Genomic DNA, 13,348 nt, shown 5'->3' with positions numbered 1-13,348 from the left:
TTAGCACTAGAAAACAGTACGCATAAACAAGGCCCCTACTCAGGTCGGCCTTGTTTATTCATCTTCAAATTCATTGAACTTATCCAAGTCTGCTCTCGCTCCGACAGCGTCACCCAATTTTTCGCGAATTGCGGCACGATAAGAATACAAATCAGAATAATATGGATTCAGATCGATCGCTTTGGAATAATCTGCCAGCGCTTCCGTAAAATTCTCGAGCTTTTCATTCAGATCGGCTCGCAATGAATACACATAAAAATCTTCCGGATTGAGGCTTACAAGGCGGTCAAAATCCAGTAATGCTTCCTTAAAATTACCCAAACGCTCGAATAAAGAGGCTCTTTCTTCATACACAATCGACGAATTACCATCGATTTCTTCTGCCTGAGCATAGTCTTGCAATGCACTCTGGTAATTGCGGTAAGATTCAAAAACTTTTGCACGAAATATATAAGCAGCAGCTCGGTTCTTATCAAGGGCGATGGCCTGATTGAAATCAGACAACGCCAATTCAAAACAGGTCAATTTCAGGTACAAACTTCCCCTGAAAACAAAAAGATTACTATCGCCACCCTCAGAATTAACAATAGCACAGGAATAAAGATTGATCGCCTTTAGATAGCTATAGGAATGAACATATTCAAGCCCCAGTGAATTTATCTCGTCTTTACTTAGCTGTTGAGATTTTGATTCCAGCTCCTGAATAACCAGGTTTTCAGCCTCGAAGTAAGTTAATTCAGCCTGATTTTCCTGCCATTCCAATACACTATGATAATTAAAATCCAGTCTCTTCGCAATCTGATAGTCATAAAATGCCCCCTCATCTTCCTCGATCTGTCTGTAGATTAAACAACGGCTGGCATAGAAAAATGGTTCTTCTGGAAAGTGCTCGATAGCATTAGTGAACGTTTCAATGGCCTTGTCATAAGTGCCTATCTTAACATAATAAAGTCCCAAGTAGCTATAGGCAAGCGCGTGATTAGTCAAATCAATGGCCTCCTCAAACAAAGCAACAGGATTACCGTTTCCAAGGATACCAATATTAAACCCTTCCAATAGGCATCGAAGAGCGCGATCGCCAACTGCAGAAAGCCAATCAGACGGAAAAGGCGGACAAGATTGAGGAAAAAACGATGCAATGGGCAAAAAAGAAAACTTAGCAAGAAGGATGGGTACTGGCAGTGTAAAATCTGATTCCACAAGAGTATTGTTTTGAAGAATAACAGCTAGATTCGAAAACATATGCTTCATACTCAAAACTAAGCTAAATTTCATTACAAAAGAAATTTAACCAGCGATCAATTCCCCTATTTAGATATTCTTATCCATGAATTTCTCCCGTTAGGTACAAATATTTATATCGGATAATATCTCTTGAATTGGTAAACCGGATTAACTTTTCCTTTTTGAAAACATAATTGGAAACCTTTTCTTCCATCAAACGCAAAAATTCGACAAATTCGGCAAAAAAGTTTTGACGTTCAACAGGCGTAAATTGACTGTTTTTAACAATCCAGAAGAATTGCTCTTCATTCACATGGAAGGAAACCTCATTGTGCTTTTCTTTTCGAAAAATAAAGATTGGATCATTTTCCTGGTTAATAAATAAAGCAAAGCCAGTATTTCCACCATCCAGATTAACGACAAAAGCAGAAAAATAGACAGTACCGATCTGTAAACTTTCCAGACAAATTAATTTATGTAACATCAGGTTGACAATTAGATCACCTAAAATTATTAAGTTTTTATTTAAAAACAAAAAAAGCTCACAAAATATTGTGAGCTTTTTGTAATTAGAGTAAAATTTACTAGAAGGTAAATTTCACCGATGCGTTCCACGTTCTACCCTGTCCGATTAAAACGAAATTGGATGTATCTATACCATTCCAAGAATTGTTAACATCTGTGACCAAGTTGCTGGATGTTGCTTCAGAAATATAAAACTTATTCAACACATTATTCATGTTAACACGGAAACTTATGTCGTTCTTATCACTCACCTGAAGATGGTAAGAAAGACCTGCGTCCAAAAGATTGAAAGACGGTAATTTCAGATAACGCCCATAAGTTTGACCATCGATTACTTCTCTGCGATAATTCGATGCGTACAAACGCTCATAATATCTATAATTTGCATCTACAGATAGCCCCTTAAACACCTTATATTTAGCACCAAATCCATAGGAAGTTTGGGCAGCGTTACCAACATGTTCACCTGTCAAGTTTACCTGTGAGCGTCCCAATTCTATGCGGTTATCGTTACGCACGACCGAGTTTACTGCGCCATCGTACTTCCAATCACCGATAGATAAAAATCCTGTGAGACTCAACTTTTCTACAGGACGGGCTTCAAAATCTACTTCTACGCCTCTATGGACCTGCTTAACACCGTAATTTGTTGTATATAAATAGGCTCTCTCTACCAAAATGCCAGGGTCGTTTGTCGGGTTATATTTTTTCACATCATCTGCTGTTGCTAAACTTGAGCTTCCAGTAACACGATTTTCCCAGGTTGTGCGGTAAACATTGACGTTCACATCCAAAAATCGAGAAGCAAATTTATAGCCTGCTTCTAAACCCAGTATTTTTTCGTTTTCGGCATTTTCATTGATATCATTTGCATAATTCATGAAAATATTGTTTTGATATGGCTGACGGGAATAATACCCTGCATTACCAAAAATACTATGATGCCCCAATGTATAACTTACACCACCTTTCGTATTGTATCCAAAGTTGTTCACTTCTTTAGAATCCTCATTACCCGGTGTATATTGAAAATAATCAGAACGTTTGTTTTGCTGTTCAGAAACCGATCCTTGGAAAAATGCCGTAAAGCCATTTTTCGCATACTCCAATTGACCAAACAGACCTCCATAACGGATGTACTGATTGTAATCCCAAGCTAAACGTTCATCACGCGAATCAGGTTTACTGGAGAACGCCTTCCATGGATTTGTCGAATAGGTGTTCGTAACTAGCGGTTTGTTAGGAAAATTAACATTACCACCTAATACAACACCATTTGTATTACCCAGCGGATTGGTCAATTTACGATAGTGTGTGCCTTTGTAATCCCTTACATCAAAGCCCACATTAAAATTAAGGGATTCTGAGAGCTTACGGTTATAGTTAGAAACTATACCAAACCATTGGTGATTGTTCACATCAGCAGCCAAATATTTACCTGTATTGTATTTATCACTCCGCAAAGATTGGCCCCCACCTGCCGCTAAAGAAGCATATACAACGGTAGATAAAGATGATTTATCGTCGATCGTCCAGTCCCAGTTTAAGTTGGCTACAGGCTTATGATAAAAATTCTTCTGCGCATTCATCATCACGCCATTTGCATCCTTATAGTTGTCGTTGTAACGTCTGCCATTAGCAAGGTAGTTCGACAATTTTGAGGTATATCCTTGGTTATGCCATTGTGGAGCACCTGTTACCATAAAGTTCAGGTTGTGTTTTTCGTTGGCTTTATATCCAACGGACAAGAAATAGCTTTGTCCGGCACCTTCCGTATGGTCCATATAACCGTTACCTGACCATTGTGTTAACATAGCGGAAACAGCAAAACCATTTTTCATGAGCCCGGTATTGTAACCGACTGTTGCCTTCATAAACATATCGTTGCCGACCGTTGTGCGCACAAAACCACCTTCTTTCATTGCAGTGGATTGTGTTACGTAATTCACGGTTCCTCCGACAGAGGAAATCGCTAACTTAGAGGATCCCAACCCACGTTGGATCTGCACCAAGGACGCAATATCTGTAAGTCCCGACCAATTTGACCAATAGACACTACCGTTGTCCATACCGTTGATCGGCTGGCCGTTCAACAGAAATGCGGTATTGGACTGATCAAAACCACGGGTTGTCATAGAAGACTCACCAAACCCTTTTGCCTGGCCAGTGATATAAACGGAAGGCGTATTTGCCAATGCGGAAGTAATATCCTGCGCTCCAACCCGCTCTTCCAGATCTTGCTTGCGGATCGTTGAAACAGCTATCGGCGTCTTTCTACCTGCAGCAATATCGATGACCCCATGACCAACAACAACGACCTCATCCAAATTCGTTGACGATCCAGCTGTAAAAATTGGATTGATATTCAACGGTTCCCCCGATTTCAGCATGATGTTTTCAAAAATAACTGGCGTTTCTCCGATATAAGTGACCTCAACTTTATAAGGCCCCCCTTCTTGAAGATTTGAAATTTGAAATTTTCCTTCGGCATCGGCTGAGCCACTTATTACTTGTCCACTTGGGATGTGGATAATTTTAATAGTTGCTCCTTTAACCGTTTGTCCAGTAGCTTCTTTGACAACTCCTGAAACTGAACCAGTATTTGCTGTTTGACCTTGAACGGCACCGTAACTAGCAAAGACAAGGGCAAAAAAAAGTAAAGACTTTTTCATGGTAGATGTGATTGTTTTGTTTTTGTGCTGCAAAACTAGGAATTGATTGTCTTTTTAACTAATTTTAACATGCGTGAAGTCCGAGCGTATCTCGATACGTAAAAAAATATTTTTAGCCTTCCCTATAAAAACATGGATTCCCTGAAAAAATGGGCAACAGATAATAAAAAAGGCTAAAATAAACACAATGTATTCATCATATTTTTGAAAAAACACTAAATTTAACAGGAATAAAATTTTGTCTTATTTGAATAAGTAACCTTTTTGAGTTTCATGCGGGGATTTTGCAGTAAAGTTTTTTCTGCAAACAATCCAATAAGGTTATATTATAGATACATTCAACTAACTGAAAAATATGTTGTCAATCCAACAAGCTTATAGCGGAATTCTTGAACCGTCATTAATCACGGAAATAGCGGAAAATGCGCAGATAAAAACATTTAATGAGGGGGATCTCATTATCGATACCAATCAATATATCAAGTCCATGCCCCTGCTCTTGGATGGAGCAATAAAAATTGTTCGCGAAGACGAAGATCAGGGAGAATTGCTGCTTTATTATCTGGAGCGAGGTCAAACCTGTACGATGTCAATTGCCTGCTGTCTAGGAAATAAAAAGAGTGAAATCCGTGCACGTGCTGAGAAAAAAACTACGGTGGCCATGATTCCCAACGAACTTGTCAATCTTTGGATGGGAAAATATCCTTCTTGGCGAAATTTCATAATCTCAAGCTATTCAAGCCGCATGGAGGAAATGCTACAAGCCATTGATAGCTTAGCCTTTTCTAATATGGAAGAACGAATTATCAACTATCTCCAGGCGAAGGTAAAACTGAATGATGACCGAATACTCACCCTCACCCATCAAGATATTGCTTCCGACCTCAACACATCCCGTGTGGTTGTCTCCCGAATTTTAAAAAAGCTGGAACAGGAGGATAAAATTGTATTGCTTCGGAACGAAATCAGGGTATTAGTGGATTGAGCAAAACATTCGTATCTTTAGCTATAAGTAAATTTCGAAAGGTATTCATATCATTTTTATTTTAGATGAAGATAGAAAAATTAGGATTTATAGGACTAGGAAATATGGGTTATCCCATGGCTAAAAATCTAGAAAAAGCCGGATTCCCGCTTTCTGTTTATAACAGAAACAGCAGTAAGACACTGGGTTTTGAAGAGCATTTGATCAGAAAAGATATCGCCGAACTCGTCGATCAAAGTGATATCATATTTTCCATGCTCACGAATGATGATGCCGTCGACGATGTATATGAAAAAATCCTTCACTGCAATGTCAAGGGTAAACTATTTGTCGATATGAGTACAATCTCGCACGAAGGCTCTATTTCTACTGCATCGAAATTAAAAGAAAAAGGCGGGGCTTTTATTGATGCACCTGTAGCCGGCAGTACTAAACCAGCGGCTGAAGGTTCCCTTATTATTATGGTCGGTGGCGAATCAGAACATGTTCATCGCGCTACACCTTACCTTGAGAAAATGGGCAAATCGATCAAACATCTTGGGGAAAATGGCCAGGGGATCTCGGCCAAACTTGCCATAAACTATTTTCTTTCCACCATTTATCAAGGGCTTGCGGAGACGATCCTGTTTTCAGACAAATTGGGCATTAATCGGGGGCAAATGCTCGAAATTATCAACGATAGTGCCAGTGGCAGTGGTGCGACAAAAGTGAAAACACCTTTGCTTGTGGAAGAAAATTACGCTCCAGCGTTCGCACTGGATCTTATGCTAAAAGATATCCGGCTGGCCCAACAGGCTGGCGCCGATTATCCGCTTTTAAAAGCACTGCTTGAGACGTACGCAAAAGCGCATGAAAACGGTTTTGGACAACTCGACGTTATCGGCATTATTGAATCTATAAAGTCTTGATTCAGGTTGCCAAGAGCAAAAAGTAACCCAATCAAAAAGGATAAATATAATAGCCTAACGACGATTGCAAATACATAGACAGAAAAATTATTTACATATGAAAAAAGTAATGACCCTATTGCTGCTTACCATGGTTACCATGACTTCACAAGCGCAAGAACTAAAACAAATTTCGTATCAAGATGGTGAGCAAAAACTCAAAGGATTGATTACCGCCAATACGGCAAAAAAAGGAGCAGCTGTCCTCATTCTCCCGGCATGGAAGGGAATTGACAACGAAGCGAAACAAGCCGCATTACAACTGGAAAAAGAAGGCTACATTGCTTTCATTGCTGACATTTACGGTGAAGGGAACATTCCCTCAGACAACACGGCAGCATCGAAAATAGCCGGACATTACAAAACCGACTATAAGGCTTATCAGCATCGCATCACGCTAGCATTAGAACAACTAAAAAAAGAAGGAGCGGATCCCAACAAGATTGCTATCATTGGCTACTGTTTTGGAGGTACCGGCGCGCTCGAAGCCGCAAGAGCGCATTTACCCGTCAATGCAGTGGTCAGTATTCATGGCGGCCTATCCAAATCTGCAGACAGACCCAATGGTGCTATCAAAACAAAAGTGCTTGTTGAGCATCCTGCAGACGATAAAAGTGTATCCAAAGAAGATTACGATGGGTTGATCAAGGAATTAAACCAAGGGAAAGCAGATTGGCAAATAATCACCTATGCAAATTCTGGACATACCTTTACCAATCCAGAGTCGCCAGAGTATAATCCAGTGATGGCGAAACGCGCCTGGGCGCATACGTTATTATTTTTGAAAGAAGTGTTAAACTAGCTCGCAACACGAACAACAGCAATATCTCTCCAAATGAATGATAATTCGAAGCTGAAAATCTATCCGACTATTGTTCATTTCTTGATATTGCTGTTGTAAAGCATCATCGCAATCCCCCATCCTTTAAAATCACTAAAGATAGCAAGCCCTCAAAACCAGAGGACAAATCGTGTCGCAAATCGTGTGACAAATCGCGGGACAAACTTTTAAAAAAGGAGAAAAAAAGTGTGAACACATACATTTCTTGATTAATTTTGAAAGCAAAAAAAAGGTCGAATTGAGAAAAAGAATACTAATAAGTCAACGTCATCCAATACTATATTTTCTTGCGGTATGGGCACGAAGAATGCACCGAAAAGCCGTTTGGCTGTTGGATGATAAAAAATACGCTGCTGTTAAATCAGCTGATAAACTTCCCTTCCGCGTTAAAAAACACCAGTCTGTATTGTTAAAGAAACTGGGCGAAAACAACATGCAATTGCAGATCAATAAAGTTACCAATCTGAAAATTGCAGCATCACAGATCACGAGCATTCTGATCAGGCCACAAGAAACTTTTTCATTTTGTAAATTGGTAGGACTACCTACCGCAAAAAAAGGGTATCTGTCGGGAATGGAACTTTCTTTCGGCGAAGCGCGAGCGGGCATTGGTGGTGGAATCTGTCAAATATCAAATCTCATCCATTGGCTTGTCATTCACAGCCCGCTTACGGTCACTGAACGCTACCACCACTCTTTTGATCCTTTTCCCGACGATGGCCGTGTACTACCTTTCGGTAGTGGCGCTACCGTATTCTATAATTATCGGGACTATCAGTTCACTAACAATACCCCTTACACCTTTCAAATAAATCTGTGGTTTACCGACAAATGTTTAGAAGGTGAATTGAGAATCGATCAAGAGCTGGATTTTGCGTACCATGTATTTGAAAAAGAGCACCAATTTCTTAAAATAGACAATCAGTTCTTTCGGAAGAACGAGATCTGGCGCGAGAAGTTTTTAAAATTTCAAGGTGGAAAGATTTTAGAAACAGAACTTTTAACCAAAAATTTTGCGCGGGTTACTTATACCCCGGATGAATATACTGAAATTAGTTCCGACCGAAAGGCGTAATTCATTTTCATGATGATGATGCACGCTCTTTTAATATGAAAAGTCCACTTTTTTGTTTAAGTTTGGGATGGCTTTGGGGGTATTCTGTATAGAATTGAGATAGTCCCTTTGAACCTGATTCGGTTTATACCGGCGTAGGGAAAAGCAACAATCCACTGTACAGCATATCTTTATACTGCACAGCCCATCGCTCTTCCTTCCCTCAAAGCCACACGAATATAGCTTAACATGCAAAAAGAATGGAAGATTCTATTATCAATTTATTGGAGCAGGTGAGGATTGAAAAACCGCTCGTGCATAACATCACAAACCTCGTTGTGATGAATACTACGGCCAACGCACTTTTGGCCTTAGGAGCATCCCCTGTAATGGTACACAGCCCATTGGAAGTACGCGAAGTTGTGGACATTGCACAAGCGCTCGTCATTAATATCGGTACTTTAAGTGAACATACAGCCGAAGCGATGCTGGTCGCTACGGAACACGCCAATACCATCGGACGACCGTGGGTATTGGACCCTGTTGGTGCCGGGATATCAGCATTTCGCAATGACCTACTTTCCAACCTACTAGCGCTAAAACCAACAGTAATCCGTGGCAATGCATCGGAAATCATAACGCTGTACAATTCCAACCAACCGAATACAAAGGGAGTTGACAGCACCGCGGATAGTAAAGATGCGCTCAGGTTTGGAAAGCTATTGCAACAACATACTGGCTCCATCATCTGTATTTCTGGAAATGTAGACTATATTCTTTCGGAAAAACACACGGTTGAAGTGTATAACGGCCACCCCTTAATGACGCAAGTGACAGGACTTGGCTGTAGTGCTACTGCACTCATTGGTGCATTCCTGGCTGTTACGGATGGCCACTTTGAAGCTGCTGTCGCAGGGGTCTCCCTCTTAAGCCTGGCCGGAGAGCTCGCAGCCAAATCAGCCAGCGGCCCGGGCACACTGCAATTGAATCTTTATGATGAACTCTATCGGCTTAATGCAGAACGTCTGCAATCAAGTCTCAAGATCAAACACTATGCACATTAATCCGCTTTTCCCATATCCTTTATATTTAGTCATCTCCGAGCGGGATTGTTATCCCAAAAATTGGCTTCAGGTCGCCGAAGAGGCTATTATTGGTGGTGTTGATCTGATTCAATTGCGAGAGAAAACGGATAATCCCGCTACCTTTTTAGCAAAGGCCATGCGCTTGAAAAAGATTACCGATCACTATGGTATTCCTTTGGTAATTAATGATGCCGCAGCAATTGCCCAACAGATCGGGGCCTGGGGAGTGCATGTGGGTCAAAACGATCTCAAACCAGTCGCCATTCGAGAAAAATATGGAGACAGATTAACTATTGGATGGTCCATAGAAGCTGTGCAACAGCTGGAGAGCCAACAGATGCTAGTCGTCGACCATCTTGGTGTAAGTCCCATCTTTTCAACACCTACCAAAAGAGATACTGTTACCGAATGGGGAATTACGGGTTTAAAGCACCTTCGGAATAGGACCGAAAAGCCATTGATCGCGATCGGAAGCATGAATTTCCACACCACACAACAAGCTTGGAAAGCGGGCGCAGATTCCATCGCAGTTGTTTCGGCCATCTGTCAAAGTGCCGATCCCAGACAAGCCAGTGCACAATTAAAAGCCTTACTAAAATGACAAAAAACAAAAAATATAGGGTTCCTACTATACTCAGCATCGCAGGATTCGAGGGAAGCGGCGGAGCCGGCATACAGGCAGATACCAAAACGATATCGGCATTGGGCTGCTATGCGATGAATGTTTTAACCGCCCTCCCCGTTCAGAATACGCAAGGTGTGAGACGTATTTATGAGATACCTACCTCGGCTGTACAAGATCAGCTGGATGCAATCTTTGAGGATATTTATCCAGATGCAATCAAAATAGGCATGGTGCACAATATTGAGCTTGTAGAGCTCATCAGTAACTATTTATCAACGTATAAGGGACCAATCGTATTTGATCCGGTCATGGTATCGACGAGTGGACACAAACTTATTCATGAAGACACCATCCAGGCCTGCGTAACACGTCTTTTCCCCTTAGCAACACTGATTACACCAAATTTAGATGAGACGAGTGTCTTAGTGGATGAACCTATTCATACTGTTCAAAAGATGGAAAAAGCTGGAAATAGTTTACTGGCTGCGGGTTGTCAATCTGTTCTGATTAAAGGTGGACATCTACAGAGTGAAGAGTTAACATCCCTCTTATTTCAACAGCAAAAGCCTCCAATTGAATTCAAGTCACAAAAAATTAACAGCAAAAATACACACGGTTCCGGCTGCTCGCTCTCTTCAGCAATTGCGAGCCAATTGGCACAAGGCGTTGCTCTCGATCGCGCAGTAGACATCGCATTATCCTATATACACGCGGCGATTTTGGGAAGTAAAAATCTTCGCATTGGCAAAGGAAATGGGCCATTAAATCACTTCCATAACCCCCTTAAACTTATGCAATATGAACTGGACTGATCATGCCTGGGATGCTATAACACCAATTTATTCGGATATACTTGCTATGCCATTTATCGTTGAGCTTAGTGATGGAAGTCTTCCCTTGGATAAATTTCAATTTTACATGCGGCAAGATGCATTCTATTTGGAAGAATTTGGTCGTGTCCTTGCTTTTATAGGTGCAAAGAGCGCTGACAACCAACAAGCATTGGACTATTTCGAGTTTGGGCGCAATGCACTTCTTGTTGAAAGAGCACTGCATGAAAATTACTTTCGAGAATTTGGTTTAACATCTGGAGACAACAGTAGCAAAATTGAGCCAACCTGCCATCATTATATCCATTTTCTCAAAAGCGTAGCTGCATTCGAGAGTATTGAAGTCGCCATGGCTGCAACACTCCCATGTTTCTGGATCTATAAAGCAGTAGGTGATCACATTGTGTCGACCGCAAATACGCTTGATAACCCTTACTCCAAATGGATTGAAACCTATAGCGGTGACGATTTTGCACAGGGAGTTATCAAAGCCAAAAATTATGTTGATAAAATTGCTGCAGAAACTACTGCAACAAAACGGGAGAAGATGCGACAAGTATTTATAACAGCTTCCCAATTAGAGTATCAATTCTGGTTAGCTGCGTATATAGGGCGCATATGGTAAAACTAGACTGTCCGATACCGAACAGTCTATGTTCAAAAATGAGCACTAAGGAAATCCGAAACACATAAAAATACAACTATGAATCAACACCTTAGGTATATCAATAATTTTGGCACTACTATTATACTATATGTTCAACAAAACAATCAGGTGCATGTTTATGTGAATTGGAAATGATAAATGGGAAAATAAAATGAAACTTTTATCTACAATAATTTTAAACTAATAACAAAAAGATAATGAAAAGAATCTTAACCATTGCCTTTATTTCATTTTTATATGTAGCGCAGGCACAAGAACGGGAAACACGTAAGATCGCTGCTCCAGATGGCATTTCATCGGCAACCTCGCTTCGTGTGGATTACATCCATTCTAATCGCAATGAGGTTGTTGTTGAAGCGGATAACCCCGAGCATTTATCCCTTATCGAAACGACTGTAAAAAATGGTACCCTCTATGTACAGTATAAAAGAAACAGTTCAATCAGAAATGCAAGAAACAATCGTGTAATTGTTTATTCGAGCAAGATACCGTCACGTTTCTCGGCATCTTCAAGCAGCTCGATTTATACCGATGAGATCATTAAGAGCAACAAAATTACTGTAGACGTGTCGTCTTCAGCCAGCGTATCTCTGAAGAAAATAGTAGCGGATGACATTAGTCTTGCAACAAGTTCTTCGAGTAAATTAACAACCGAAGTAAGCAGTAAAAATTTGCAAGTTTCGGCAAGTAGTTCGTCCAGGCAGAATATTTCAGGGAATGCTTCAAATTTAAATTTGAACACCAACTCATCCGCATCGGTTGATATGAGTCGTTTTACAACGACAAATGCTCAAATACAAGCAAATTCATCTGCAAATGTAACGCTAAGTGTGAAAGAAAACTTACAAGGAAAAGTTTCCACATCTGCAAAAATTGTATTAAAAAATCAACCAAAAAATGTCCAGGTTGACAAATCGACCAGCGGCAGAGTAGTCATGTAATTTTTAGTGTGGTCTTGAAAAAGACTGTTTATTTATGTTTAATGTTTAGTTAGCAAAAAAGGTGGTACTTCCCCAGTATCACCTTTGCTTTACCTGCCCTTAGACCGCTTATTCTTACTCCTCCTTCAATGCCTTGTCAATAATAGCGTTAACATGCACATCCGTGAAATTAACTGATCAATAACCACTAATCTCGCGTTACACAACTTAAGTTGGGATTAGTTTCACGACATTTTTGTATATTGATACCATAAGTTGACGATTTAATAGGGCTATGAATAATTTTTTAGGGACTTGTATAAAACAATTTCAATATTATAAATCATTGGGTGATAAAACATTTGAACAGTTGAGCACGGAACAATTATTTTGGTATCCAAACGATTCGAGCAACAGCATCGCATTAATTGTAAAACATTTAGGCGGCAATATGCTTTCCCGTTGGACTGATTTTCTAACCACCGACGGAGAAAAAGATGATAGAAACCGGGACCGAGAATTTGAAAACACCTGGACAGACCGTGATGAACTGATATCGTATTGGAATACTGGGTGGACTTGTCTATTCGAAGCCATCGGATCGCTCGATGAAAATGATTTCGATAAAATTATTTATATCCGTCATCAAGGACACACCGTTATGGAGGCTATCTTACGGCAGCTAGCACATTACCCCTACCATATTGGACAGATTCTTTATATTGGAAAAATATGTTTGGGTGATACATGGTCATCCTTATCGATACCTAAAGGGCACTCCCTTTCCTATAATGAGGAGAAATTCAGACAGAAAAAGCAACAACAGCATTTCACCTCCGAATTTCTAACGAATGATCAGGAGAATACGCCTGAACATTAAAATACAATCAGGGCTGGCACTACAAATGTACCAGCCCTGATTGTAAACTAACCCTAATCTTAAAATACGATGATCGAATTAATTGTCCAGTCG

Annotated in this window: 13 protein-coding genes and 1 riboswitch; of the genes, 10 read left to right on the top strand and 3 right to left on the bottom strand. The window is 40.3% G+C overall.

The annotated features are described in order from the left end of the window. Positions 1-54: 54 nt before the first annotated feature. From B3139_RS18730 to B3139_RS18720, 3 genes are all read right to left on the bottom strand, one after another. Complete coding sequence (locus tag B3139_RS18730; protein WP_293885045.1) at positions 55-1,200, bottom strand: tetratricopeptide repeat protein; 1,146 nt, start codon at positions 1,198-1,200, stop codon at positions 55-57. 121 nt (positions 1,201-1,321) lie between these two features. Beyond that, positions 1,322-1,708, bottom strand: coding sequence for a hypothetical protein (locus tag B3139_RS18725; protein ID WP_209574801.1), 387 nt, complete (start codon positions 1,706-1,708; stop codon positions 1,322-1,324). Between the two features lie 100 nt (positions 1,709-1,808). Then, complete coding sequence (locus B3139_RS18720) at positions 1,809-4,421, bottom strand: TonB-dependent receptor (protein ID WP_209574803.1); 2,613 nt, start codon at positions 4,419-4,421, stop codon at positions 1,809-1,811. 355 nt (positions 4,422-4,776) lie between these two features. Between B3139_RS18720 and B3139_RS18715 the strand changes: the two genes are divergently transcribed. From B3139_RS18715 to B3139_RS18670, 10 genes are all read left to right on the top strand, one after another. Further along, positions 4,777-5,406: a Crp/Fnr family transcriptional regulator gene (locus tag B3139_RS18715; RefSeq protein ID WP_209574805.1), complete on the top strand. Its 630-nt coding sequence runs from the start codon at positions 4,777-4,779 to the stop codon at positions 5,404-5,406. A gap of 65 nt (positions 5,407-5,471) precedes the next feature. Next, positions 5,472-6,314 (top strand): NAD(P)-dependent oxidoreductase, encoded by an 843-nt coding sequence (locus tag B3139_RS18710; RefSeq protein WP_293885044.1) that lies wholly within the window; start codon positions 5,472-5,474, stop codon positions 6,312-6,314. A 97-nt stretch (positions 6,315-6,411) separates the two neighbouring features. Then, positions 6,412-7,155, top strand: coding sequence for a dienelactone hydrolase family protein (locus B3139_RS18705; protein WP_209574808.1), 744 nt, complete (start codon positions 6,412-6,414; stop codon positions 7,153-7,155). Between the two features lie 277 nt (positions 7,156-7,432). After that, entirely contained in the window at positions 7,433-8,269 is an 837-nt protein-coding gene (locus B3139_RS18700; RefSeq protein WP_293885043.1) for a VanW family protein, read from the top strand. A gap of 65 nt (positions 8,270-8,334) precedes the next feature. Beyond that, positions 8,335-8,427: riboswitch (TPP riboswitch) on the top strand. Between the two features lie 81 nt (positions 8,428-8,508). Next, positions 8,509-9,312 (top strand): hydroxyethylthiazole kinase, encoded by an 804-nt coding sequence (gene thiM, locus B3139_RS18695; RefSeq protein WP_209574810.1) that lies wholly within the window; start codon positions 8,509-8,511, stop codon positions 9,310-9,312. Next, positions 9,302-9,934: a thiamine phosphate synthase gene (gene thiE / locus B3139_RS18690; RefSeq protein WP_209574812.1), complete on the top strand. Its 633-nt coding sequence runs from the start codon at positions 9,302-9,304 to the stop codon at positions 9,932-9,934. The genes thiM and thiE overlap by 11 nt, the downstream gene beginning before the upstream one ends. Next, positions 9,931-10,770, top strand: coding sequence for a bifunctional hydroxymethylpyrimidine kinase/phosphomethylpyrimidine kinase (gene thiD, locus B3139_RS18685; RefSeq protein ID WP_293885042.1), 840 nt, complete (start codon positions 9,931-9,933; stop codon positions 10,768-10,770). The genes thiE and thiD overlap by 4 nt, the downstream gene beginning before the upstream one ends. Beyond that, the gene (gene tenA / locus B3139_RS18680) at positions 10,757-11,413 is read left to right on the top strand and encodes a thiaminase II (protein WP_209574816.1); all 657 of its coding nucleotides are present in this window, start codon (positions 10,757-10,759) and stop codon (positions 11,411-11,413) included. Before thiD ends, tenA begins: the two co-directional genes overlap by 14 nt. Positions 11,414-11,652: 239 nt before the next feature. Beyond that, the gene (locus B3139_RS18675; protein WP_209574817.1) at positions 11,653-12,396 is read left to right on the top strand and encodes a GIN domain-containing protein; all 744 of its coding nucleotides are present in this window, start codon (positions 11,653-11,655) and stop codon (positions 12,394-12,396) included. A 274-nt stretch (positions 12,397-12,670) separates the two neighbouring features. Continuing rightward, positions 12,671-13,255: a DUF1572 family protein gene (locus tag B3139_RS18670; RefSeq protein ID WP_293885041.1), complete on the top strand. Its 585-nt coding sequence runs from the start codon at positions 12,671-12,673 to the stop codon at positions 13,253-13,255. Positions 13,256-13,348: the final 93 nt, after the last annotated feature.

Source organism: Sphingobacterium sp. UBA1498, from assembly GCF_002325125.1.
Classification (GTDB): domain Bacteria; phylum Bacteroidota; class Bacteroidia; order Sphingobacteriales; family Sphingobacteriaceae; genus Sphingobacterium.
This window is presented reverse-complemented; position numbering and strand designations above follow the sequence as displayed.